The organism is Methylacidiphilum infernorum V4 (genome assembly GCF_000019665.1).
GTDB lineage: Bacteria > Verrucomicrobiota > Verrucomicrobiia > Methylacidiphilales > Methylacidiphilaceae > Methylacidiphilum > Methylacidiphilum infernorum.
This window is the reverse complement of sequence record NC_010794.1, coordinates 1,292,227-1,317,432: the sequence shown is the minus strand read 5'-3', so window position 1 is coordinate 1,317,432 and position 25,206 is coordinate 1,292,227. Positions and strand designations below refer to the sequence as shown.

Sequence of the window (25,206 nt, the reverse complement as noted above, 5' to 3'; positions counted from 1 at the left end):
TTATGAAAGGTGGAAATATTTTGATTCCCTGTGGAGGCACAGGAGGGCATCTCTTCCCAGGGATCGCCGTAGCTGAAAAACTAATGGAAATAGGGCATAACCCCTTACTTATCCTTTCAGAAAAAGAGGTCGACAAGGAAGCTATAAAAAATAAAAACAACATCGCTTGGCAGTCTTTACCTGTAATGGGATGGCCTGGGTTTTTTTCAAAAAAAATATTTTCCTTTTCTTTAAAACTTTTCAGGGGGTATAAAAAGTGTCATTCCATTTTTTTAACTTTTAATCCAGATCTCATTTTAGCTTTTGGAGGTTTTATTAGTGCAATACCCTTGTATTTGGGATTACAACAAAAATTACCTTTAATTCTCCATGAAGCTAATGCTACGGTTGGATTGGTAACAAAGCTTTTCAGCGGGTTTGCTCAATATGTTCTCTTAGGCATGAAAGAGTGTGAAATAAACGTTTCTCCCTCTAAAAAGATCTTTACAGGCATTCCTTTGCGAAAGGAGATGGTCAAAAGCGATAGAAAAGAAGCCTGCCGTAGCTTGGATTTATCTCCTGCCCGCAAGACTCTTTTCATTTTCGGAGGCAGTCAAGGAGCCCATGGCCTAAATCAACTTGTTCTTAAAACTCTTCCTTTTCTACTCGAGCGAAAAGACCAAATCCAATTTGTTCATCTTACCGGTTCCAAAGATTATGAAGAATGCTTAAGAAGTTATAATGATCTTGGCTATAAAGCCCTGGTAGAACCCTTTTCACATAGAATGGCAACTTATTACAGTTCGTCGGACCTGGTGATAAGTAGAGCTGGTGCAACGACTTTGACTGAAATTTGTGCTTTTGGTTTACCGAGTATTCTTATTCCCTATCCTTATGCGGCAAACGATCATCAGAAAAAAAATGCGGTTGTTTTGGAGAAGGCTAAGGCGGCCTTTGTTTTTGAAGAATCAAAAGTAAGTCCCGAAATTCTCTCTCAAACTCTAAAGAGGGTATTGGATGATCGCCAGTTGTCCCAAGAAATGGGTAGGAGGGCTCAGGTGATGTTTGAGCCCAATTCAACCGATAAAATAGTGGAGATAGTTGAACGATGTCTTTTCAAGAGAAGGAAGTAATCTTAAACATTTTGAAAAACAAGGAATCGAAAATTCATTTATTGGGAGTCTGTGGGAGCGGGATGACTCCCCTGGCTAATTTACTGCTTTCAGTTGGTTATCACGTCAGTGGTTCAGACTGTGAGCCGACGGAAAAAGTGCAGAGATTGATAGAATTGGGTATGGACTTTTACCCTTATCACGATCATAGGCATGTCCTTTCAACGGACTTGGTTTGCTTTTCTTCGGCTATTCCCTTGGACAATCCCGAATATAGAGCGTGCGTGCAACGGGGGATACCCCTTGTCAAGCGGGCTTTTCTTCTATCCCTTCTTGCTTTAGACAAAAAAGTCATTCTTGTGACGGGGATGCATGGTAAAAGTACGACATCGGGAATGATCGCATGGATTTTAAAAGATTGTGGTTTGGATCCTTCATTTTACGTGGGGGCAGAGACTCTTACTCCTGGAGGGAGCGCCTACTTAGGACGGGGTGAATACATGGTTATCGAAGGGGATGAGAGCGACGGCAGTTTCCTTTATTTTTCACCCCAATATCTCGTTGTTTTGAATATCGAAGAAGAGCATCTCAATTATTATTCGGATATCGATGCTATCCTTTTGGCTTTTAAAGAAATGATCGCCCGAACCCAAGATATAGTCATTTTTAATCAAGATGATCCTCACTGTAGAACACTCCTTTATCGAGCAGATAAAAAAGCCTTTGGCTATAGTTTAAAAGAAAGAGGACCGGATTTTTGGATTGATTCTCAAGGCGCCTCACAGGGATACCCGGTGTATAGAGAACAAAACAGGTTATGTAACATAAAGCTTCAAATCCCAGGCATGCAAAACGTTCAAAACGCCCTTGCTGCTTTGTCAATGGCAACTTCAATCGGCATTTCTCCCCTTTCTGCGTCGAGTAGCCTCTCTCGCTTTCTTGGATTAAAAAGACGCTTTGAGTTGAAATATAAAGGGAAAGATTACGAGGTCATAGACGACTATGCCCATCATCCAACGGAAATAAAAGCCACGTTGAGATCGGCAAAAGGCAGAGGGAAAAGGACGGTAGCCCTATTTCAGCCTCATCGGTATAGTCGTATAAAAACGATGAAACCCCTTTTTGCCCATGCATTCCATGATGCCGATGTCGTGGTTGTAACGGAAATATTTGGGGCTGGAGAACCCTCAAATGGAATTGATGGATGGTCTTTAGCAAAAGAAATAAAGGAACAGGGACATCCGGCGGTTCTTTTTGAAAAAGATCTGGACCGGCTAGCTTCCAGAACGCTATCGATTATTCAACCCGGAGATACCATTATATCCCTGGGGGCTGGAGATATTTATAAAACGGCGGAAAAATTAGCGAGGTATCTGCATATGATTGAAGAACTCAAGACAAAGGTATCGGCCGAGACGAAGCTGTTGATGAATGAGCCATTAAGCAGGCATACGACTTTGAGGGTTGGCGGACCTGCTGAAATATGGGCAGAACCGGCAACAGAAGAGGATCTTTCAACCCTTTTGTGTTTTGCCGCTGAAAATCATCTCCCTGTGGTTTTGATTGGGAGGGGGACGAATCTTCTTGTGCGCGATGGGGGTATAAAAGGACTTTGCATTCACCTAGGTCATCCCCATTTCTGTAGTATTCATTTTAGCGGTAATTCAATCTATGCGGGCAGTGGGGCCAAGTTGAGGACAATAGTCTACGAGGCGAAAAAACAGGGGCTTGGCGGACTTTCATTTCTTGAAGGAATTCCCGGAAGTTTAGGTGGAGCATTAAGAATGAATGCGGGAGCTATGGGAGGGGCGATCATGGATGTGGTAAAACGGGTAAGATTTATGGACCTGAAGGGGAACAGGGGAGAAATTGATCGAGAGAATCTTGAGGTTTATTATCGAAAAGTCCCTTTTTTTGAAACCCATATCGCTCTCTCAGCGCAGCTCATCGCTACACCGATGGACAGGGAGCTCATTGCAAGGCAGTTAAAAGAATTTTCTTCAAAACGCGTAGAAACGCAACCCGCCGGATCCAGTGCGGGGTGTATTTTTAAAAATCCAAAAGAAATTCCGGCTGGAAAATTGATAGAGGAGCTGGGATTGAAAAATGTTTCTATAGGTAAAGCGCGCGTTTCTGAAGAGCATGGCAATTTTATCGTCAACGATGGAGGGGCTAGGGCTAAAGATATTCTAGAGCTTATTGCTTTGATCCAAAAGGTGGCGCTTGAAAAAAGAGGAATAAATTTGGAAACAGAGGTGGTGATTTTAGGAGAAGAAAGATGAATCCCGCTTTGCCCAGGCACATTGCTGTTTTAAAAGGAGGACCTTCAGAAGAAAGGGAAATATCTCTTCGAACCGCAAAGGCCGTTGAAGATGCTCTTTCTTCTCTCGGCTACGAAATCAGTTCCATTGACGTGACAACTGAAAAGTTCGAAATCCCTAGGGATGCGGAAATCTGCTTTTTATGCATCCATGGCTCATTTGGAGAAGATGGACAAATACAGAGGCTTTTAATGCGTCGAGGCATTCCTTTTACGGGAAGTGATGCTTCCTCGAGCGAAAAAGCTTTTGATAAAGCTTGGAGCAAAACCCTTTTCATCAAGGGAGGTATCCCTACTCCTCCTTTTTGTGTCGTTGGAGATGGAAAAAAAATCCCTTTTGATCCCCCTTACGTGATCAAGCCCTCGCGGCAAGGTTCGAGCATAGGCATTGAGTTCGTTTATGATATTAAAGAGCTGGATCAAGCCATTAAAAAATCGACCCAATACGACCATGTGGTCTTGGCTGAAGCGCTGATAACGGGTAAAGAATTAACCGTGGGGATTCTGGATGGAAAAGCCCTTCCCGTTGTTGAAATTAAACCAAAAGAGGGGTTTTATGACTATCACCATAAGTATACCAAGGGAGCATCAACCTATTTTTGCCCCGCTCCCTTAACCGTAGATCAAACATCGGCGGTACAGAAAACGGCTCTTGATGCATTCAATGTGCTTGGGTGCTCTGTATATGGAAGAGTAGACATTATCCTCTCTGATAATGGCATTCCTTGGGTTCTAGAAATCAATACGATACCGGGAATGACCGAAACAAGCTTATTCCCGATGGCAGCAAAAGCTTCCGGCATGAATTTTGCCCAACTTTGCGAAAAAATCCTGGAGATTTCTTACCTTAGGTGGAAAGCCCATGGATAAGCGATAATTTACAGGGAGAAAAAAAGATGAACTTGATCAAAAAGGGAAAAAGGAAAAAAAAGAACCGGCTTAAAAAGCCCAGAATGGAAGTTTTAGATGCTGAAGCTTTAAAAACAGATTCACGAAGAAAAAATAAGATCAGGATTTTGTTGCGATCCGTGTTGTTTATGATTCTTATGGGGGTAATGGCTGTTGGCGGGATTCAAGCTTGGTCATATATCAAAAGCAAACTTTTGGTTCGTTCCGGTTATGCGCTTAAAAAGATAGATGTAGAGATCATTGGAACGGGACGAATTGCCAAGGAAGAAATCATACAGACCTCGAAAATACGGCTGGGAGATAACATTTTTGACATTTCTTTAAAAGACATTTTTTTGAATATATGCTCTATTCAAGAGGTGGATAAGGCTATCATCCGCAGACAACTTCCCGATCGTATTCTCATTCGAGTTTGGGAAAGGAAACCCGTTGTCAAACTTGCAATGAAATCAAAACCCAATCAAAAATATTGTCTTGATGAAAAAGGATATCCTTTTTTAACGGCAAACAGGGAGGATATTCTTTCCTTGCCCGAAATGGTAGGAATACCTTTAAAAGCCGTAGAAACGAAAAAAAGGATTGAAGAACCGGAGGTTTCCGCGGCGATTAATCTTCTTCATATTTTAGGGAACTCTCCACTTCACTTTACTTTTGAACCGCAGATCATTGATGTTTCAAGACCATTTACAATCGGGTTAATAACACGGGACGGGGTAAGATTGACATTTCGGATCGACCATTTGATGGATCAGCTGAATAGACTTCAAAAGATTTATTCCTTTTCTCAGAGTCATGGGCGAAAGATCTCTATGGTTGATTTAACGCCTGATCAGAATGTGCCTGTGATCTTTCAATAATTTTATTCATAACAAAGAGAATGTTTTGGAAAAAAGAGTGGCCGATTCTTGTCGGTTTGGAAATTGGAACCAGTAAAATAGCTTGTTCGGTGGCGGAGCTGAAAAAAGAGGGTGAACTTTATCTTCTAGGGATTGCTGAAGCTCCTTCCTTGCATGTAAGAAAAGGAGAAATCGTTGATTTCGAATTGGCTCAAAAATCGATCCAGGATGCGCTCCTGGAAGCGGAGTCAAAAACTAATGTTGAAATCAAAGAAGTGTACCTAGCCGTCAGTGGAGCCCACATTCGTTCGTTTAATTCTAAAGTGGTAATTGGCCTTGGAGAGGAGGGGGATCGGATAGATCAAAAGCATTTGAACGAGCTTCGTGATCTTGTTCGGTATCAAACTTTACCCTCAGGGCAGGTTCTTTTGCACGATTTATTGAAAACTTATTATCTAGATGATGGAACGGCAACAGAAAACCCGGTAGGGCTTTTTTCAAAAAAGTTGGCTGCAGAATACCATTTAATTTCTGGGATAGCTACACGGCTGCAAACAACCATTCGATGTGTAAAGGAGCTTTCTATAGACGTACGCCATTATTGCTTGAGCATTTTTGCTACGGCCCTAGCTGTGTTGACACGTGATCAAAAGAAACGGGGAGCCATCGTTATTGATCTGGGAGCCGGCCTTTCGGATTACATCGTATATCACAGGGGACTTATTGTGCATTCAGGGGTTATAGGGGTGGGACAGGATCATTTGACCAACGATTTAGCCTTAGCTTTAAGAATACCGTTTCCCCAAGCTGAAGAGATAAAGAGACATTTTGGATCCTATCGTTCCGATAAAGAATATTTAAAAAAAAGGGTTGCTTTAAGCGGCCAATCCCTTTCTGAAGAAAAACTGGTGCCTTATAATACCATAGTAAAAATATTGAAGGCTCGACAGGGGGAAATATTCGAAATTATTAAGGAAGATTTGGAAAGTCAATCTTTTTGGCCCCATTTTACTGGAGATATCTATCTTACGGGTGGAGGAAGCATGATCGAGGGGATAGTGGAGCTGGCGCAAGAGATCTTTGGTCACCCCGTGAAGATTGCAGACCCCCTTCATTTTGAGGGAGACCAATCCTACGTGCAGCGACCAGACCTTTATACCGTTCTTGGCTTACTGAGGTATGCCCGGGTATTTGAACTCGAAAATATAAAAGCAGGTCCTTTGGATAAGATGAGAACTTCATTAATGAAAATTCTAGGAAATATTAAATTTTTGAATTAATTCCAGGACTCCTTTATAATTGAGAATGAAGGAAGGGAGGGTATTGTTGAAGACCGTTATCGTTGGGATAGGAGGGGCAGGAATAAATCTCCTTGATGAATGGATACTGACCGAAGAAAAAAGGGGTCTTTTTTATGCTCTGGACTCTGATTACTGCTGTGTAGAGGGAAGTCTGGCTGACTACAGGGTTCTCCTTGGAAAAACGAGGGCAAAAGGAGAGGGATCTAAAGGGGACGTCGATTTTGCGAAAGTTATCCTGGAGGATGAAGCGGAGCTCATCGAGCAGATTTTGGACAATTGTGATCATCTGCTTGTTTTATGCGGCCTTGGAGGAGGGATGGGAAGTGCGGGATTAAGTTTTTTTTCCAAGAAGGCTCAGCAAAAAAAGGTGATCATGAGTTGTATAGGTTTTCTTCCTTTTATTTCAGAAACATTGTTGCGGCAGAAAATAACGAGGGATACTCTTCAGTCCCTGCAGGAAACGGATCTGAGATTGATATTATTTTCCAATGATAGAGCACAGAATGTATTTGGACCGGAAGACGACCGGCGCCGACTTTACAGGAATTTTAATAAAAAGGTAGGTTCTGCTATTTCTTGTTGGTACAATCTCGTTCAAGAAACCAAGCAAGATTCCTTTGATAGAGAAAGTTTTCCCGACTTTCTTTATATTGAAGATTTTTATACTTTTTCCCTGCACACAGAAGATCTTTTCAGCTCTATACAGCCCTTTATCCAATCAGCCCAAGATCCTGCCCTGGATCAAAAAACGGCATGGGCTTGTTTTTTTCTGCCGCCGTCCGGAAAACAGGTTGATAAAGCGGATATGAAAATAAGGGGGAAGAACTTATTTAAGCAATTTTATGTTTCCCTGGTTGAAGGAGAAGAAAAAAGCAAGGAAACGGGATTTGTAGCTGTAGGAAGTTCTAGATTAAGCGGCTATTTTAGAGAAGAAACAGAAGAAAACCTTGATCATTTTGAAAATATCCAAAAAGAAAATGCCCGGTCTTTTGAAGGTGTTGATGAAAAGAAAATTCAAGAGGAGGAACTTCCAGCGGGAATTTTTGAAAAAAGCTATAAAACGATCCATAAAGGGGAAAACTTAGATCTGCCCACATTTTTAAGAAAGGGTATTTCTATAAAAATTTGATGGCTTGAATCCATGCCCAAAAAATTATTCTTGAACAATACCTTGAGTAGTCCTCTCCGATTGGCGAGGATTGGCAAGGGCTTGTCTCAAAAAGAACTGGCTGCAAAAATAGGAGTAAGTAGGCAGACTATTCACGCGATGGAAAATGGACTTTACGTTCCCAATACGGCCGTTGCATTGAGGTTGGCCAGGGTTTTGGAAAAAACTGTGGAGTTTCTTTTTCCCTATAGCCCCGATTTTATCGAAGCGGATGTCCTGGTTGATGAAAATCAGAAAATATCCACTAGGTACGTAGTGGGAGAGGTCAGGGGCCGGAAAATCGCGTGGCCGTCTACCTCCCTTGAGACCTCCTTGGGCTTTTTCGAAGCAAATGCTTTACGCCTCCCTTCTCTTGTCAATAATAACAGGCAATTAAGGCTTCTTTTTCCCTATTCTGAAATGGAAAAACAGGTTTTTTTGCTCGGGTGCGATCCTGCCTTAGGCTTACTTTCGAGCCGCCTATCTCGATATTCGGATTTCAAGCTCTGGTGGGTTAGGCAGTCGAGCCTGAAGGCTCTAGAGTTTATGAAATCCGGTTTTGCCCATATAGGCGGATTCCATTTTCCCAAGGAATACCCGAAGAACAATGTTGAGAGCGGTACTGAAGCATTAATGGGAACGGGAGGGTTTATCCTTTCTTTCAGCCAGTGGGAAGAAGGTTTTGCTGTGCAGCCAGCAAATCCCTTAAAAATTTATAAAATTGAAGATCTTCTCCGCAAAGAGGTTCGTTTTGTGAACAGGGATCATGGATCGGGTTCTCGCATACTCTTTGACCATCTCCTTTCGGAAGCGGATATATCTCCTCATCAGCTAAACGGTTATACGGTGGAACTGCCTTCTTCATTTGAAGTGGCTCGAGCCGTTTCCTATGGTTTTGCCGACGTTGCTTTGACTTCAAGGGCTTGTGCAGAATTCCTAGGCTTGGATTTTATTCCTCTTTATCTGATGGAATTTTGCTTGGTGGTTCCTAAGGATTTAACTTTATATCCCCCGGTTGAAAAATTCCTCGATTTTCTCCAATCCGGAGATTTTAAAGAAGAATTGACCATGCTACCCGGCTACAACTTTGATTCCCTTGGAAAGATAATCAAAGAAATTCATGGCAAAGAAAAGCCGTCGTCTTCTAGCCAATAGCTCTTCCTTTTTAAACTCTTCTGATTTGCTCCCAGCTCTCTCCGCAACCCGCTTGATAGAGCCGTTGTTTCTTGGTGGATCTACCCCACCCTTTCTTGGGGCTTGGCTCTTCATATCCCATGGGGAGGCAAAGTTTCAACCAACAAAAAGATTGCGGTCTGCCCATTAAAGGGGGACGGTTTTTTCAAAGAGACTGCCAGAGTTTGTTAGTGAAGAAAAGTTTCCCGCCATCCACATCTTGTAATAAACCCCTTTTTTCCTTAAGAGTTCTTCGCCGCTTCCTTCTTCGCATATCTTCCCATCGACAACAACGAGGATTCTTTTCCAGTTATGGATTGCGTGCAATCGGTGGGTAACAAACAGGGTGGTTTTGTTCTGCATAAGGAGAAGGAGGGAACTGACCAGTTGTTGCTCTGTTTTTAAGTCCAAGGAACTGGTGGGTTCATCCAGGAGAAGAATGGGGGCATTTCTCAAAAAAGCCCTGGCCAAACCTACTCTTTGCCTTTGGCCGCCACTTAAAAAAACGCCTTTTTCTCCTACTATCGTATGATAGCCCTTGGGTAATTGAGAGATGAAAGAATCCACGGAAGCCCTCCGGGCTGATTCGATAATTTGGCTTGGGGTGGCTTGCTCTTTACCAAACCTGATATTTTCTTCGACGGTGGTATTGAATAGCACGGTATCTTGCAGAACAAGAGAAATATTTTGGCGCAGGGATTTTTTCTTCATCTTGCGGATATCTACGCCATCGATGAATATTTCTCCTTCAATAGGATCATAGAACCGACAAATTAGGGATAGAATAGTGGTTTTCCCTGATCCTGTCGGACCAACAATGGCTACGTGTTCTCCGGGATTGATGACAAAGTTGAGGTTTTTGAGAACAGGCTTTCCAGGGTTATACTGGAATGAGACATTCCTAAATTCTATTTTTCCTTGGACCTGCTCAAGTTCAATCCCTTTTGGAGGATCGGGCAGTTCGTTAGGAATGTCGAACAGCTCAAAAATTCTTTTCAAGCTACTTGCAGCACTTTCTAATGTCCATGAGGTATAACTCAACTGTTCCATGGGTTGATAGAGGGAAGCCAAGTAGCTTAAAAAAATCCAAAGCTGGCCAATGGAAAGCCTGCCATTTAAAACTTCTTTTGCACCAATAAAGAGGATAATTGCGGTTCCCAAAGCCGTGATCAGGGTAACGAGCAGAGAATAACGATTGGTCGTAAGCAAATAGTCATAGTTAGTATTGAGGCTGTTCCATGCTGCATTTTTGAAAGAAGCTATAGCTTTTTCTTCTTGAGAATAAGCTTGAATGAGTCGAATGGCCGAAATTCTTTCCGAAGTTTCTGAAAGCAGGCTGCTTTCTTTTTCTTGCACCTGCGTGCTCTTATGCCTGATCTTTGAAGTGTTGACGCCGATGACAATCCATAACAAGGGGGCTATTCCTAGGGCCGTGACGGCTAAGTAAAAGTTGAGTTTTAACATCACTACCAATGTGCCGACAAGAAGGAGAAGGGAGCTAAAGATAGTGCTGACTCCTCTAATAAACAAGGTCATGATCGATTGCGTGTCATAGGCTATCCTATAGATAATGTCCCCACTTTGCGTGGATTCGTGGAAGCGAAGCGGAAGATACTGAAGAAAGGAAAAGGTGTCGGTTCGCAGTTTAAGCAGAGCCAGAAGGGCTATCTTGTATAGGAGAGAATTGATAATAAGCGTCAGCCCGCTGTGGACCAGGTAGATCGTAAAAAGAGCAAAGCAGCCCAAAAAAACCATCACCGTTATGTTTTGCACCGGGACAGGAAAAGCTCCGTGAGAATTCGAAGCTTTTAAAAGGACGTCGTCAATCAGCCACTTCACCGGCCAAGGTCTTAATAGGTTGAGTCCAACAGAAATTACGACCAATATGAAACAAAAGAGGATTTTTGATAGGAACGGCCTGTAATAAGGTAAAGTTCTTTTGTAAATGGAAAAAGAATCGAAAAGGGAGCTTGGGGTAGATTTTTTTTTAGAGGGGCTTGCTTGATTTGTTGTCTTCATTGATCGGTTCCAGCCCTACTTCTTGGGCGGTTTGCTTAATCCATTCCTTTAGCTTGATCCCTATTATCGTTTTTTGAATAGATAGGAAAGAGAGCAGGAGCAGGGACAAAGGAAGGGTCAATAAAAGGGAATTTTGACCAAATCCCAAGAAAAGAAGATATAAAGAAAGGATCAAAAGGAAAAGAGAAATTTTGTTTAGGAAAGTGCGCTTGAACCTTATCTTGATTTTTATAACTCTTTCATTCTTGGGATAAATCTCCGTAAGGGTGAGCAATTGACAGTCCCAAAATGGACCGGCATAGACATGAATGTCCCAACTATCCCAGCCGGAATCCAGGGCATATAGAGATGCTGTTTTTATCAGTTTTCGTGATATTGCCCCTAGAAGAAATAGCCTATCCTGTCCAGTTTTAGACCAGAAGGAAAGCAAAGCGGGCTTTTGGACAAGCGATTTAAGAATGTCAGCCGGGCCCATTCCCCGTGGGATAGAGAGAGGAAGCTTTCTGGAAAACAACCAGGTCTTGTAGCGTTTATAACCCCTGGCTACGGGTTGGAGGAGAACAAGAAAGAAAAGGAGGAACTTGGAAAGAAAAGAATGGGATTTGTTTTCTTTATCAACTCTGTTTGTATAGTTTAAAGCGGCAAGAAGAGGAGGAAGCAGGGGAAGAAATAAAAAGGGTTTGGTTGTTTTAAAGCAAGAAAGCAACAAGGAAAGAAAAGGAGAAACAAACAGGTATTCAAAGCTTTTCAGGAAAGCGGACCAGGAGCTTTCTTTTTCGGGGTAAAGGAACTGGAAGAAGCCCGTCCCAAAAATACCTTGGTAAAGGGAGGATTTTTTTAAAGAAAAAAAACTTAGGTTCTGTTCATATATCCTTCCTTTCCATAGGGCATTTCCCAAGGATCCAAAGTAATGGGGATGTTTGAAGCGGAGCAAGGCTTCAGCTTCTCCATAGCCTATCTGTTGTTTCAGGTAGTCTTTTACCGTGAACCTCCGGTAATGCCAAATTACTGCAGAAGGATTGAACCCGATCTGGTAACCTGAAGACAAAATTCTCCAACAGATATCGACGTCGTCTCCGGCCTTGCGGAAAATGGGGTCGAAATATCCTATTTTTTCGAATATCCATTTCCAATAGGCCATGTTGCAACCGGGAATGTGTTCAGCATGAGTATCCGACAATAAAACATGGCTGGGTGATCCTGGAGCCAAGGATATAATCTCTTGGATCGATTGCCTGGGAACGGGCGAAAAGTTGGGTCCCCCGCAAGCAACATAGCGGTCATTGAGCAAGGTTTTGACCATAAAATAGAGCCAATCGGGATCGGCCATACAATCTGAATCGGTAAAAGCGACAATTTCTCCCGTAGCCTTTTCAATTCCCAAGTTCCTGGCTGCACTTAGTCCTTTATTAGGCTGATGGAAAGCAATCACTTCGGGGAATTGGTGAAGTATTTTCCTCGTATGATCCGTAGATCCGTCATCGACAACGATGATTTCATAGTCTGGATACTGAAGGCGTTTCAACGAGGATAGACAATCGGTCAGGGTTTTAGCTCCATTGTAGGTGCAAACGATAACAGACACTTTGGGCGTGCGCTCGAGGGGAAATCTTTTGTACAAGGGAAGGGAAGAGTTTTGAAACAGTTTGCCGACTACATGATAGCTCTTTTTTGCTTTTCTATCCTTTTTTACAAGTCCGAAAGCCCAATCTTCAACGTCCATCCCTCCGGCGAACCATTCATCGGTCCAACTGAAAAGGATTGTCCCTGCAAGGCCGGATTGGAAAACGATGCGGATATGTTCTTCAAGAAGATTCGCCTGTTCTTCTTCTCCATGTCTTAAGGAATCCATGCCAAATTCACTGATTAAAAGAGGTTTTTCTCCAGCGATATTCTGAAGCCTGGAGAGATAGTTTTCCAGCTCTTTTGGATTATGAAGATAGACATTGAAACTGTAAAAATCGACAGGCTTGGGATGAAGATATTCTGTAGGAGGGAAATTTGCATAGCTGAGGGCTGCGTCGGGATCGTTTTCTTTTACAAAGAGAAGAAGATCGGATAAGAGCTTTTCTATTTTTCTCCTGCCGTAAAAACGGATACAATCCGGAGCCATCTCGTTATCTACAAAATATCCCAACAGGGTGCCGTGACCGGCAATCGCTTTGATTTTGTTTTTTAAGGACTTTTTAAAATCTTGAAAAGATTGGAGATTGGATAAGTAGGCATACCGGTTAATCCAGGGAATGGAGATTAAAATTTTCAAATTGAATTCCTTGGCCAAGTCTAAAAACCAAGCTGGGGGAAAATGGTATAATCTTAGGGTATTGATTCCTGCTTGCTGCATGAGAAGAAAATCCGCTTTGACTTCTTCAGGAAGGGGAAAAAAAGAACATTCAGCGGTTCTTGGTTTAAAAGGACCATAGCTTACTCCCTGGATAAAAAACTTTTTCCCTTTGTCGTAGAAAAACTTGGAATGGATTTTTATTCTTTGAGAAAAAAATTGAGATTCAAAAGGTGGCGACGTTGTCACGGGAAAACTAATCAAAATTTATGTTGTGATTGCCAGGGGATAAAAAACTACATATATAAAAAAAATATTATAACTAAAATACTCAAAATGTTTAAATAAAAAGATGCCTTTATCCAAGACCTTGGAAAAATACGGGATTCGAAAAGTAAGAAGTGGTAAAGTGAGGGATCTTTATCACTGGAAAAATGAACTCTGGATGGTCACTTCAGACAGGGTATCCGCCTTTGATTGTGTTTTAGCAGAAGAGATTCCCTCAAAAGGAATAGTTTTGAACCAGATTGCCTTAGGCTGGTTCGAGAGAACATCTGTAATCTGTCCAAGTGCCTTGCTCAGCGAAGAGTTGCCCCTGGAAATTGACCTTCCCGAATGGGAGGGAAGACTAATGCGCGTTCTACCCTGTGATCCTTTACCCGTAGAATTTATAGCGCGTGGATATGTAGTGGGAGGAGCTTGGAAGGAATACTTGGAAAAAGGGACCGCCGGAGGCTACAAGTTGCCAAGAGGGTTGACTTATGGGAGTCCACTGCCAGAACCTCTTTTTACACCCACAACAAAAGCGAAGCAAGGGCATGACCTCCCCCTGGATGAAGAATCGGCAAAAGAAATTATTGGCGAAAACTACGAATTGCTGAAAAACCTGACCCTTGAACTTTACCTTCATGGCAAAAGTTATGCCTTCAATAAAGGTCTTATCCTTTTGGATACGAAATTCGAATTTGGAATAAGAGAAGGAAAAATTTTTTTGATCGATGAACTAATGACTCCTGACAGTTCTCGTTTCTGGCTGCGCGAAGATTTTGAAAGGGATAAAGATCGTTGCCCACATTACGACAAGCAGATCCTTAGGCATTATCTTGAAAAAACAGGATGGAATAAACAACCTCCTCCCCCGAGGTTGAGTGAAGAAATAATAAAAGAAATGCAAGCCAGGTACAAAGAAGTGCTGGCGAGACTTTTCCCGGAAAGGTTCGAAAAGGTCATTTCGCTGATCGATTAAGTCTTTCCCTTATCCTTCTGATGGCTTTTCAGAAGCCTTTTTTGGCAGATCATAGGCGTCCAAAAAGGGGTTAGATTGTTCTGGGGGAGTTGAAAAGGAAGAATACTTGTCGAGCGGGGCAACAGGGTTTCCTTCAAGAGGAGGCTTCCTTTCAAAGATTCCGGGTGAAATTTCTTTTCCTTCAGCATAGGCACAGCGGAACATCTCTAACTTGGCGTCAAGATTATCCAGTACATGGATAATCCAAGCTTCGGGAGTCCGGGGAGTAATCGGAGAACCGTGTTCTTTAAGACCGTGGTGCGCAATAATCAAATGAAGAAGATGGATGCGAACCTCTTCTGTGGGAGGAATCGAGTTATTGAGAAATTCCTCGTTTTTTTGCAAGCTTCTCCACAATGAATTGACGACTTCTACTCCAAGTGGAATATGACCGATCAGTTCCGCGGACTTATTCCTTTTCATGGCAAAACCTTTTTCCTGGAAATCGTTTTCCCAAAGCTTCCCACAATCATGGAAAAGTATACCCGCTTTGACAAGGTCCCAGTTATAAGAGGGATAGGCTAGCATCAGGGCATCCGCCGCTTCGATCATTTGACAAACATGGCGAAGAAGTCCCCCTCGAAAATTATGATGATATTCTCTTGCTGCGGCGGCTCTTCTCAGCTTCTCGCCGTAGAGCAAAAGAAATTGCTGGCAGAGAACTCGCAGGCGTGGATCTTTTAGGGTAGCTATTTTTGCATGAAGAAATTCCCAGTCTTTCTCTACCTGGATATTCCCCTTTGTATTCAACAATCCTTCTATTTCTTCGAGATTGAGGGTTCTTAGAGCATGAGCATAAGCTTGTAAGCCGAAAGGGGTATAACGAAAAATCGCGGATAGTTCAATGAAAGCGTTTTGTGGCAAGGAGAGGAAAGCAGAATAAGCTTGAGACTCAGGCCATATTTTGATTCTTTTGTTGCCGGATTGATCTGCAACCTCTATATCAAGGAAAACCGAACCGTTTTTAGATGTGGATTCTTTGATGGATAAAACCTGGCAGCGAATTGTGCCTTGGAGAGTTCCTTGGCGTATGGTCTTTTCAGATAATATAGAGAGGCAATCAAATTTTTCTTCGTTGGACATGGGTTCTTAAATTAAATAAAACAAAGCCAATCGCTTTTGCCTAAAGAAACCTTTTTAAAAGAAAAAAAAGTTTTTTTGAAATTTTTTTTATTTTAATTTTAGTGAAAAAGGGAAAAGGAAAAGTTATTTCTTTCAACTGAAAAGAACATCGTAGTATTTCATCAATGGTTTTGTGGAAAAGTTTTTTAAAGATCATAAATTCTAAGGGAAGGACCCATGATTCTTTTAATAGTCCTTTTCTTGATAATGGGTTATTCCTCCAAATCATGGGCTGAAGAGGAACAGACCTATAGAGCAGCTCCTTTTTCTGCGTCTGATGAAGGGAAACCTCCACCGAGGGCTCTTCCCCCTGTAACTCAACCGGTTCCCGGCCGAATTGCCCCTTCCTACACTCCGCCTCTCGAAGAGCTCCTTAAAAGTGTATCCCCTATTGCCTATAAAGCGGCGGATAAAACAGCCCTCGATCTCTTCCAATGTTTTCAATTGGCCGCAGCCCGTTGGAACCAGCTCAAGATCGATTATCAAGGTATTCTGGCCCAACAAGCGGTCGTATCCCAAACCCTTGCCCAATTTTACCCCCAGGTTTCTTTCTTAAACGAGCAGAGTTTTCAAAATAGCGTTGGATTTGCTCCAACCTTAGGAGGTATTGCCTTTGGCGTAGCTCCAAGCACCTACTTTTCTTTGAATTCCCTTAGTGGAACGTGGACCATTTTCAATAGTTTTCAGAATGTCAACCGGCTCAATGCGGCTCGGGCATCGGCTGCCTATTCGACCTACCACATGGAAAGGGATTACCAGCTCCTTTACGCCAATTTGGCTTCAGCCTTTTACAGTGCATTGATGTATGAAGGCAGCATCGCCATATTGAATGACCAGATAGACATCCTTCAGTCCCTTGTCAATGAATTGGAGTTCCGGCAGAAAATTGGGAGGTCAAGACCGGCAGACGTGTTTCAAACCCAGACCAATCTGGCGGCGACCGTGGCTCAAAGGGAAAATTACAAGGGTTTTTATAATCAGTTTCTTGCCCTCCTTACATACTACTTGGGAATACCTCCTGAAAAGATCAACATAAAGGATACCCAAAGCTTGCCTTCGACAAAAAACCTGGAAGAATACCTTGCTCAAGTAGGGTCTAGACCGGATGTGCTTGCCCAAGTGCAGCTTTTAAGGGCACAAAAAGCCGGCCTTGCCGTGGCGAGGGGTATGCTTGGGCCGACCATTTCTGTCAATGGGTTTTATCTTTTAACGCATGATCCTCCGGTTCCTAATGTTTGGAATGTCAATGTCATTACCTCTATGCCTATTTTTAATGGCGGCCTTTATACATCAACCATTAGGCAACAAGAAGCCCTGGTTCACCAGGTCCAGTTGCAATTAGAGGACTTAAAAAGACAGGCTGACGAAAATGTGCGCATTTCTTTTTCTCTTTTTAATGCGGCGATCAGCCAAGTGGTTCAGTTGAGAGAAGAAGTGGAAGTGGGAGCACTTTACTATGCGGCTCAAAGAGATGATTTTCAGAGGGGAGTTGCTGCTTTGCTCGATGTCCTGGTTGCTTTGAATACCTATCAAACCGCAAGGTTAAACCTTTTCCAGGCGGAAATGGGGGCAAGAATGCAACTGGTCAATCTTTTTGTAGCCGCGGGAACCGTCCCTAGAAATCCTGAAGGATCGGCTATGCCGGTTAAAAAAATCATCTTGGATTCAAGGACCTCTGAAACCCAACCCATCAATTCTCCTTAACAATCCGTCGGTTGAAAGGTCCTTTTTAACTCCACGATCTTTTTTTAGTTGTTATTATCTTTAAGAGGCGGTAAAATGAACCATTAGTCGCTGAAGGAACGGTTTATAAACTGTCATTGATGGAGAAAAATATGGAATATACTGATTCTATGCTCATGGAACTGACGGCCAAAGGGGATGACGAAGCCTACAGCCTTCTTGTCCAAAGACACTACCAAGCGATATTCGGTGCAGCGGTAAAAATGTTAAAAGATAGATACCTGGCGGAAGAAATTACTCAAAAGGTTTTTCTTCAAGCCTATAGAGCGGCTGGCCGCTATGAGCCGAGGGCGAAGCTAAGAACCTGGCTTTATACCATTTTAAGAAGGCTTGTTTTTAACCAGTTCCGGAAGAAAGAGATCCAGTCATCTCCCCTTGTCACGGAGAAGGGAGAAGATAGAGATATTACTACTTATCAATCGACGACTTCACCCTTGGATCACCTGATGAAGCAAGAACAGATGGAATGGATAGAAAAAAGTATAGATGGGTTGCCCCCGCGCCAAAGGATGGCCGTTATTTTGAAAAGTTATGAAGATCTTTCCTACGAAGAAATAGCCCGGATTCTTGGGGTGAGTGTTCCGGCGACAAAATCACTTCTTTTTCGAGCAAGAGAAACATTAAGGGAGGCATTCCGAAAATGGGAGCAGAATCTGACAACTAAAGACTAGGGAAAATCTTCGAAACTTTTCTTTTGTTCCATGGTTTGTAGGTAAGGGTGATTGAAGAAAATGTCCCTGTGAAAAAGATTCCGCTTTTATTCTTTAAAGTTTTTATCATTTTGTTTTTGTTTCACATTTTTACTTCTTTGAGTCTTGCACGAGGGGGAAGAGGAAGTGGACTTGGCCGTGGACCGAAAGTTAAAGTTACGACTGAAAAGACGAAACTGTATAGATCGGCATCGACAATCAAGGCTCAAAATCCGCTATTCCCTTCTTATAAAAGTTATCCTGCTGGCTTACATGGGATCAGGCATCTCCGGGAGTCGGTCTTTCCGAGTTATACCCAATTTAGATCCGGGCAATTTATTCGAGGGACACGTCCTGGATCGGCGACTATATCGATATCTACGAATTACCTGGGTTCGACCTACGTGGGGCTGGGACGCTTTGGCCCTACTTCGGGGATAAGCTTTTCACCGGCAAAAAACCAGTTCGTTCCAACAACCGGTATTACCGTTCCTCCTTTTGTTTCAGCGCTGGCTACGGGTTCTCAGCCTCCCCGTTAAGTCCTTTTTTAAAAATCTAAAAAAATAAGTATATTTGATTTCAAAACCCGCTTTGTTTCATGGGCTTTCTTGAACAAAAATGACTTTTTATGACCCTTTCTGATCTTTCTATTCGAAGACCAGTATTTGCGTGGATGCTGATGATCGGGTTGATATTTTTTGGGGCTATCTCTCTCGGTCGATTGGGAATAAGCCAGTTACCTGAAATTGATTTTCCCATTATTACCGTTAACCTCCAATGGAACGGGGCTTCACCAGAAATTCTTGAAACCGAATTGGTCGATCCGATTGAGCAGGCTGTCATATCCGCCCAGGGCCTCAAAGGAGTAAGCTCTTATATTCAGTTGGGACAGGCATCCATAATATTGGAATTTGAGTTAGGAAGGAATATCGATTCAGCTCTTACCGAGGTCCAATCGAAGATCAGCTCTGTCAAACTCCCCATGGATCCAACACAACAAGTAGGAATGCAACAAGTGCCTACACCCGTCCCTCAACCGATTCTGGTCAAAGACAATCCTGAAGAACAGCCTATCCTTTTAATCGGTGTTTCTGGAGAGGGAAAATCGCTTCATGACTTGGTCAGTTTTGTGGATCTTGTCCTGCATGACGAACTGCAGATTGTCCCTGGGGTGGGCCAAATTGTATTGGCGGGCTATAACATAAGAAATTTAAGGATATGGGTAGATGGACAAAAGCTGGCCAGCTACCAGTTGACCGTTCAGGATGTTCAAACGGCCATTATGCAGGAACATGTAGAAGTCGCTGCAGGGGATCTTGAGAACTCCCGAAACCAGTTCAATGTCAGGGCGATGGGGGAGGGGCTAACGCCGGAAGAAGTGGGCGATATTCAGATCAAAAAAAGAGGTTCAGAGCTGATTTACAGGTCAAACATTCGAATCAAGGATGTAGCAAAGGTCGAAGACGGATTGGACGATATCCGCAGGATTGCTGCAACGAATGGGAAAACTTCTCTAGGTATCGGGATCAAAAAGCAGCCTGGAGCTAATTCGGTAGAGGTAGCACGGCTGGTTAAAAAAAAGTTGCAAGAGCTCCAACCCTTTCTTCCTAAGGGAATTCATACCGAGGTCGTTTATGACAGGACCCAGTACATTGAAGATTCTATAAAGGAAACTCTTTTTACGCTTTTGCTTTCGGCTGTTATAACAAGCATTGTTTGTTATCTTTTTTTAGGGAGTTGGACAGCCACGGTGAATGTTCTTTTGTCCATTCCCACCTCGGTTCTTGGCACGTTCGTCGTCATCTATTTTTTGGGATTTACCTTGAACTTTTTTACCCTTTTGGGCCTATCCCTAGCCATTGGCATTATCGTTGATGATGCGATTATGGTCCTTGAAAATATCTATAGGCATCGAGACCTGGGTAAGAATAGGGTCATCGCCTCGAGAGATGGGGCCAGGGAAATTACCTTTGCAGCGATGGCGGCAACCGTGGCCATCATCGCCATTTTTCTCCCTGTGGCCTTCATGAAAGGGGTAATTGGTAAGTATTTTTACCAGTTTGGTCTTACCATTTCCGCTGCCGTCGCCCTTTCCCTCCTTGAAGCTATAACCCTTACCCCGATGCGCTGTTCCCAGATCATGGACGATAGAAATAAAAGGAAGGGGTTAGCTTTCCTGGTGGATTACGCCTTCAAGTATCTTGCGAAGTTTTATAAATACCTTTTAAAGTTTTCTCTTTCCTATTCTTGGCTTGTGCTTGTTGTAGCCCTTGGCTTGTTTCTCTTTTCTCTAAAACTTTTTAGTTTTTTACCCCAGGAATTAATCCCTACCCAGGATGAGTCCTCCTTCATTGTGAGGATTCAAACCCCTGTCGGCTCTTCAATCTATTTTACCGAAGAAAAGCTCAAGGAGTGTGAAAAGCGGATACTTGCCCATAAAGAGGTAGATAAAGTTTTTGGCGCGGTAGGAGGAATGATCCAAAGGACCGGGGCGACGGACGGGAACCTTGTCGATAGCGAAGTCAACGTGGGCACCCTCTACGTAACTCTTAAAGATAGGAGAGAAAGGGCCATTTCTCAGAAACTTTTCATGGAGAAGATACGGAAGGAGTTAAATTCCATTGGAGATCTGCGTGCTGCTCCTCAAGATCTTTCCATCCGAGGCTTTACTACGGGAAGGGGTTTCCCCGTCGAATTGACGATTCGAGGCGAAGACTACAAAGTTCTCCAGAAAATCGTCCAACAAGATATCGAGGAGATGAAACAAAGCGGTTACTTCGTTGACCTGGACACGGATTTCAGAGATGGAATGCCAGAAGTAAGGGTGTATCCCGACCGGTTTGCGGCCAATGCTTGTTCGATTCCTATACAAAACATAGCCAACACGGTGGCTATCGCTATTGGAGGGGTTGCCCAGGGACAATTTACCAATGGAGAAAGGCGCTATGACATCCGCATCAGGCTTCAGGGAAAAGAAAGGGTGGGGCCAGAAGATATTGCCCGGCTAGGGGTCAGGACCAATACAAACGAATTTATGCCGATAACAGCCGTGGCAAAGCTCCAGACCGTTAAAACCTATCAAACCTTGACAAGGAAGATGAGGGAAAGGGCTATCACCATTTTTTCAAACGTGGCTACGGATAAGTCCCAAGCCGAAGCTTTAGCCGTGGCAAAAAAAATATGCTCAAAGCACCTTCCCAAGGGTTATCGCCTTTATCTGAGCGGAGGAGCAGCTTCATTCGAAGAAACATTCCAGAGCCTTGCTTTTGCCCTCTGGGTAGGAGTCGTGATCGCTTACATGGTTTTAGCTTCTCAATTCAATAGTTTTGTTCATCCCTTTTCGGTTCTCCTCGCTCTGCCCTTCAGCTTAAGTGGGGCTCTATTGGCTTTATGGTTCACCCACCAGTCGATCAATCTCTACAGCATGATCGGCCTTATCCTTCTGATGGGAATAGCCAAAAAAAATTCGATTCTTTTGGTTGAGTTTACCAATCAGCTCAGAGAGAAGGGAATGCCTATTAAGGAGGCATTGCTGGAAGCGGCCCCCATCCGACTTAGACCCATTTTAATGACCTCGATGGCCACGGTTGCAGCCGCCCTGCCTCCGGCTTTTGCTTTAGGCCCTGGAGCCGAGAGCCGTATTCCCATGGCGATTACTCTCTTAGGAGGCATCGTCGTTTCTACCGTATTTACTCTTTTCGTCGTTCCTTCAGCTTACCTTCTGCTTTCTCGGTTTGAAAAACCAAGCCCGTTCAAGGCTCCTCCAAAAGGACCTATGGCGGAAGAGAAGGTTTTGGTGGAGAAAAATGGAGAGATAACCAAAGCGAGGCGATAAAGGACAAGAACATGAGCTTTCCTGAGTTTGCCATTCGTAGGCCGGTTGCCGCATGGATGCTTATGGCAGCCTTGGTTTTTTTCGGTTTGCTTTCCCTATTTTCCTTGGGGATAAGTCGGTTTCCCGATGTGACTTATCCGGTCATTACCGTGGTTACCCAATGGCCTGGAGCAGCTCCCGAAGTCATGGAATCGGAGATTGTTGATCCCCTGGAAAACGTTCTTGTTTCCGTCCAAGGTATTAAAGATATCGAATCGACGATGCTTCCCGGGATAGCCAATATCAAGCTTGAGTTTTATATCGATAAGGACATTGATGCCGCTTTGCAGGAAGTCAACTCCAAGGTGCGCAGCGTGCGCCTTCCCACGGATGTGAATCCTCCCCAGATTTTTAAAATAAATCAAGATGATAATCCCATCATGTGGCTTGCCGTTACTTGGGATAAGCCTTTTAAAAATCTTGTCCGGTACGTTGATAACCATATTCGTGACCGGTTCATGCTTGTTCATGGCATTGGAGACATCCAGCTCGGCGGCTGGGCGGATAGAAATTTTAGGATATGGTTGGACAGGAAGAAACTCGATTTGTTCCAGCTTTCTCCTACGGATATTCGGGACACGCTTCAAGCTGAAAATCTTGAACTGGGAGCGGGTTATCTCGAAAGCAAAACCAACGAAATTAACGTCAGGGTTATGGGAGAAGCCAGGTCAGAATATGAGATGCGCTCTCTTGCACTCAACCATAGGGCTTCGGGTGCGGGGGGGATTCCCATTACCGGGGTAGGAGGAAGTCAAGGAGGAGGCATGGGTACTACGGGAGCAGGAAGCAACCAGTTTTTAACCAATCCCGCGATGACCAGCGCTGCATCAAACTTGCTGTCCAATACTCGAGGCGCTTCTTCGGTATATCTTCCCCTGTCGTTGGTTGCGGAGGTAGAAGACGGGATTATGGATCCTACCCGGCTTTCCCGAAGTGATGGGAAAGCGGCTATCGGCCTTGGGTTACAAAAGCTTAGAGGATATAATGAAATTGCCGTTGCCCGGGAAGTCAAAGAGCTTGTCAAAGAGCTAAAGAAAGAACTGCCTGAAGGGATGTCGATAGGCCCGCGTTTTGATTCCTCGGTATATACGCAAGAAGCCGTCCATGAAACGGAGTTTACCCTTTTACTCACTATCTTTTTTACCGCATCTGTCTGCTTGTTGTTCCTTGGTTCTTTGCGGACCACTCTTAATGTCCTTTTTTCGATCCCTATTTCTATACTTGGAAGTTTTATTTTTTTTAAATTCTTGGGATATACACTCAATTTTTTTACCCTTCTGGCTTTATCCCTTGCGGTGGGGATCGTCGTGGACGACTCCATCATGGTGCTTGAGAACATCACCCGGCACAAAAACTTGGGTAAAGATCCCAGGTCGGCTGCCCTGGATGGGGCTAACGAAGTCTCTTTTGCCGCTCTTGCCGCTACCCTTTCGATCGTTTCTGTTTTTTGTCCCATCCTTTTTGTTGGGGGTGTTGTAGGCAAGTTTTTATCCCAGTTTGGACTGACCTTGAGCATTGCTGTTCTTATTTCTCTTTTGGAGGCATTGACCTTGGCTCCGATGCGGGTTGCCGAATTTTTGAACGTAGGAGGAGAAGAACGAAGAAATTTTTTTGAAACCTGGCTTGATCATTTTTTTTGGAAATTTGCCGCTGTTTATAAAAGACTCCTTGCTTTAGCACTGAAAAAAAGAGGGATAGTGCTCATTCTTTCCTTTTCGATATTTTTCCTTTCCCTGCGGCTCTTCCCCGTTTTGCACAAGGAGCTTTCTCCTTCTGAAGACATGGGTATAGCTTTGATCAGGATCGAAACTCCCGTAGGCTCTTCCTTGGAATACACGGGAGGTAGGGTTCGTTTCCTCGAAGATTACCTGAGAAAGCAACCCTATGTGGCCCATGTTTTTAGCAGTGTAGGAGGATATAGCGGTGGCCAGGTCAATTTCGGGGCCTTATTTATTACCCTGACACCAAGAAAGGAAAGAAAATTGCGGCTGCAAGAGATTTTTAAGATATGGAGAAAGGAATTTAAGAAAGCCGAATACCAAGATCTTCACATAAAAATCATCGATATTAGCCAGAGTGCTTTTAGCTCCAAGCGGGGAACGAATATCGAATTAAGTTTATTGGGATCTGAATATTCGGTTTTGAAAGATGTTTCTCAAAAAATACTCGGTGAGCTTGACAAAAGTGGGATGTATACCGATTTGGATACCGATTATCGAGAGGGAATGCCCGAGGTTCAGATCATTCCCGATAGGGACAAATGCGCCCTTTCCAACATTTCCATGCAACAACTTGTCGATGCCGTCCGCTATTCGATTGGAGGAGGTAGGCAAGGAATGTACACCAACGAGAAGGATATCCGCAGGTATGATATACGCATTCGGTTTATTCCCGAACAGTGGAGAGAACCAAGAGATCTCGAAGATATTCCTCTTTGGACTAATTATGGGGGTGAGCCTATTCATCTTAAAGATGTAGCAAGCTTGAGGATAGTTCCCAAGCTCATGAATATGACGAGGGAAAATAGGCGTCGTGTCATCACCCTGTTTGCCAATGTCAAGCCTGAATATAGCCAGGCTAGGGCTCTTGATTATGCGATGGAAATATGCAGGAAATATTTGCCCCCAACTTACACCGTCCAGCCCGCTGGGGCTTCTCAAACGGCAAAAGAAACTTTTTCCGCTTTCCCCTATGCTCTCGGTTTTGGAATCATTATAGCCTACATGGTGATGGGCATTCAATTTAACAGCTTTCTTTTTCCCCTCATTATTCTTTGTGCCATTCCTTTTTCCATTACAGGGGCAATTCTTTTCCTCTACCTTTCCCATCTTTCTCTTAATCTCTATAGCGGAATAGGGATGATTTTGCTCATGGGCTTAGCCATGAAAAATTCCATTCTTCTTGTTGAATTTATCAATAAAAAACGGTTTGAAGAAGGCTTGGAAACGAAGGAAGCGATCCTAGAGGCTTCTTATATTCGACTTAGGCCGATTCTGATGACTTCCCTGGCAACGATATCCTCTGCGATTCCTGCAGCCCTTGGCTTGGGACCCGGGGCCGAAGTCAGGGTCCCTTTAGTTATCGTGGTCATTGGCGGAATACTCGTTTCTACTTCCTTTTCCTTGTTTGTTGTTCCCTGTATTTATAGCCTTGTGTCAAAGGTCGGGGGTAAGCCTCCGATCGACCTTGAAGAGTGGCTCCAAGAAGAAAAAGTCTCCTCTTATTGAATTTTTTAAGGATGATTTTCTTTCAAGGAAAATACAGCTTTAGGGCAATCCTTTCGTTGTTTGCCTATCTTTTTTATAAAAAAAGCTTGTTAAAAGAGAGCTCAAGCTAACTTCTTGATGGGTTTTGCTCTCCCCCTTTTTCCGCTGTTCGGATTCTTTCGGTCTTCTTTTTTTTGATTGGACCGTCCT

Annotated in this window: 16 protein-coding genes; 13 read left to right on the top strand and 3 right to left on the bottom strand. The window is 43.4% G+C overall.

Features of this window, described 5'->3' with window-relative positions; translation table 11 throughout:
• Positions 1-2 precede the first annotated feature (2 nt).
• The 7 genes from murG to MINF_RS06210 all read left to right on the top strand — a co-directional run bounded on the left by murG (position 3) and on the right by MINF_RS06210 (position 8,759).
• On the top strand, positions 3-1,112 hold the full coding sequence (gene murG, locus MINF_RS06240) for an undecaprenyldiphospho-muramoylpentapeptide beta-N-acetylglucosaminyltransferase (protein WP_048810220.1): 1,110 nt from the start codon (positions 3-5) through the stop codon (positions 1,110-1,112).
• Positions 1,088-3,373, top strand: coding sequence for a UDP-N-acetylmuramate--L-alanine ligase (gene murC / locus MINF_RS06235; protein WP_048810219.1), 2,286 nt, complete (start codon positions 1,088-1,090; stop codon positions 3,371-3,373). The genes murG and murC overlap by 25 nt, the downstream gene beginning before the upstream one ends.
• A complete protein-coding gene (locus MINF_RS06230) occupies positions 3,370-4,281 on the top strand; it encodes a D-alanine--D-alanine ligase (protein ID WP_012463744.1) in 912 nt (303 codons plus the stop codon). Before murC ends, MINF_RS06230 begins: the two co-directional genes overlap by 4 nt.
• Before the next feature lie 83 nt (positions 4,282-4,364).
• Complete coding sequence (locus tag MINF_RS06225; RefSeq protein WP_238523449.1) at positions 4,365-5,177, top strand: cell division protein FtsQ/DivIB; 813 nt, start codon at positions 4,365-4,367, stop codon at positions 5,175-5,177.
• A gap of 20 nt (positions 5,178-5,197) precedes the next feature.
• Entirely contained in the window at positions 5,198-6,436 is a 1,239-nt protein-coding gene (gene ftsA, locus MINF_RS06220; RefSeq protein ID WP_012463742.1) for a cell division protein FtsA, read from the top strand.
• A 25-nt stretch (positions 6,437-6,461) separates the two neighbouring features.
• Entirely contained in the window at positions 6,462-7,586 is a 1,125-nt protein-coding gene (locus tag MINF_RS06215) for a hypothetical protein (protein WP_048810218.1), read from the top strand.
• A gap of 12 nt (positions 7,587-7,598) precedes the next feature.
• A complete protein-coding gene (locus MINF_RS06210) occupies positions 7,599-8,759 on the top strand; it encodes a substrate-binding domain-containing protein (protein WP_012463740.1) in 1,161 nt (386 codons plus the stop codon).
• 165 nt (positions 8,760-8,924) lie between these two features.
• Here MINF_RS06210 and MINF_RS06205 read toward each other — a convergent pair whose 3' ends face one another.
• Together MINF_RS06205 and MINF_RS06200 are read right to left on the bottom strand one after the other, a co-directional pair.
• A complete protein-coding gene (locus MINF_RS06205) occupies positions 8,925-10,796 on the bottom strand; it encodes an ABC transporter ATP-binding protein (protein ID WP_012463739.1) in 1,872 nt (623 codons plus the stop codon).
• The gene (locus MINF_RS06200) at positions 10,765-13,326 is read right to left on the bottom strand and encodes a glycosyltransferase (RefSeq protein WP_238523447.1); all 2,562 of its coding nucleotides are present in this window, start codon (positions 13,324-13,326) and stop codon (positions 10,765-10,767) included. Before MINF_RS06200 ends, MINF_RS06205 begins: the two co-directional genes overlap by 32 nt.
• A gap of 103 nt (positions 13,327-13,429) precedes the next feature.
• Here MINF_RS06200 and MINF_RS06195 point away from each other — a divergent pair, with 103 nt between their 5' ends.
• Positions 13,430-14,323: a phosphoribosylaminoimidazolesuccinocarboxamide synthase gene (locus tag MINF_RS06195; protein WP_012463737.1), complete on the top strand. Its 894-nt coding sequence runs from the start codon at positions 13,430-13,432 to the stop codon at positions 14,321-14,323.
• A gap of 9 nt (positions 14,324-14,332) precedes the next feature.
• Here the strand turns inward: MINF_RS06195 and MINF_RS06190 are convergent, their stop codons facing one another.
• Entirely contained in the window at positions 14,333-15,445 is a 1,113-nt protein-coding gene (locus tag MINF_RS06190; RefSeq protein WP_012463736.1) for an HD domain-containing protein, read from the bottom strand.
• 216 nt (positions 15,446-15,661) lie between these two features.
• Between MINF_RS06190 and MINF_RS06185 the strand changes: the two genes are divergently transcribed.
• The 5 genes from MINF_RS06185 to MINF_RS06165 all read left to right on the top strand — a co-directional run bounded on the left by MINF_RS06185 (position 15,662) and on the right by MINF_RS06165 (position 25,017).
• The gene (locus MINF_RS06185; protein WP_079200429.1) at positions 15,662-17,188 is read left to right on the top strand and encodes a TolC family protein; all 1,527 of its coding nucleotides are present in this window, start codon (positions 15,662-15,664) and stop codon (positions 17,186-17,188) included.
• 131 nt (positions 17,189-17,319) lie between these two features.
• Complete coding sequence (locus MINF_RS06180; RefSeq protein WP_048810217.1) at positions 17,320-17,898, top strand: RNA polymerase sigma factor; 579 nt, start codon at positions 17,320-17,322, stop codon at positions 17,896-17,898.
• Positions 17,899-18,035: 137 nt separating this feature from the next.
• On the top strand, positions 18,036-18,455 hold the full coding sequence (locus MINF_RS06175; protein ID WP_148205166.1) for a hypothetical protein: 420 nt from the start codon (positions 18,036-18,038) through the stop codon (positions 18,453-18,455).
• Positions 18,456-18,544: 89 nt separating this feature from the next.
• Positions 18,545-21,751: an efflux RND transporter permease subunit gene (locus tag MINF_RS06170; RefSeq protein WP_012463732.1), complete on the top strand. Its 3,207-nt coding sequence runs from the start codon at positions 18,545-18,547 to the stop codon at positions 21,749-21,751.
• An 11-nt stretch (positions 21,752-21,762) separates the two neighbouring features.
• Positions 21,763-25,017 (top strand): efflux RND transporter permease subunit, encoded by a 3,255-nt coding sequence (locus tag MINF_RS06165; protein ID WP_012463731.1) that lies wholly within the window; start codon positions 21,763-21,765, stop codon positions 25,015-25,017.
• The last annotated feature ends 189 nt before the right edge of the window (positions 25,018-25,206 follow it).

What these genes read in the sequence shown, in the direction of transcription:
- murG (WP_048810220.1), top strand. Translation starts at nt 3, where the DNA reads ATGAAAGGTGGAAATATTTTGATTCCCTGTGGAGGCACAGGAGGGCAT.
- murC (WP_048810219.1), top strand. Translation starts at nt 1,088, where the DNA reads ATGTCTTTTCAAGAGAAGGAAGTAATCTTAAACATTTTGAAAAACAAG.
- MINF_RS06230 (WP_012463744.1), top strand. Translation starts at nt 3,370, where the DNA reads ATGAATCCCGCTTTGCCCAGGCACATTGCTGTTTTAAAAGGAGGACCT.
- MINF_RS06225 (WP_238523449.1), top strand. Translation starts at nt 4,365, where the DNA reads ATGGAAGTTTTAGATGCTGAAGCTTTAAAAACAGATTCACGAAGAAAA.
- ftsA (WP_012463742.1), top strand. Translation starts at nt 5,198, where the DNA reads ATGTTTTGGAAAAAAGAGTGGCCGATTCTTGTCGGTTTGGAAATTGGA.
- MINF_RS06215 (WP_048810218.1), top strand. Translation starts at nt 6,462, where the DNA reads ATGAAGGAAGGGAGGGTATTGTTGAAGACCGTTATCGTTGGGATAGGA.
- MINF_RS06210 (WP_012463740.1), top strand. Translation starts at nt 7,599, where the DNA reads ATGCCCAAAAAATTATTCTTGAACAATACCTTGAGTAGTCCTCTCCGA.
- MINF_RS06205 (WP_012463739.1), bottom strand. Translation starts at nt 10,796, where the DNA reads ATGAAGACAACAAATCAAGCAAGCCCCTCTAAAAAAAAATCTACCCCA.
- MINF_RS06195 (WP_012463737.1), top strand. Translation starts at nt 13,430, where the DNA reads ATGCCTTTATCCAAGACCTTGGAAAAATACGGGATTCGAAAAGTAAGA.
- MINF_RS06190 (WP_012463736.1), bottom strand. Translation starts at nt 15,445, where the DNA reads ATGTCCAACGAAGAAAAATTTGATTGCCTCTCTATATTATCTGAAAAG.
- MINF_RS06185 (WP_079200429.1), top strand. Translation starts at nt 15,662, where the DNA reads ATGATTCTTTTAATAGTCCTTTTCTTGATAATGGGTTATTCCTCCAAA.
- MINF_RS06180 (WP_048810217.1), top strand. Translation starts at nt 17,320, where the DNA reads ATGGAATATACTGATTCTATGCTCATGGAACTGACGGCCAAAGGGGAT.
- MINF_RS06170 (WP_012463732.1), top strand. Translation starts at nt 18,545, where the DNA reads ATGACCCTTTCTGATCTTTCTATTCGAAGACCAGTATTTGCGTGGATG.
- MINF_RS06165 (WP_012463731.1), top strand. Translation starts at nt 21,763, where the DNA reads ATGAGCTTTCCTGAGTTTGCCATTCGTAGGCCGGTTGCCGCATGGATG.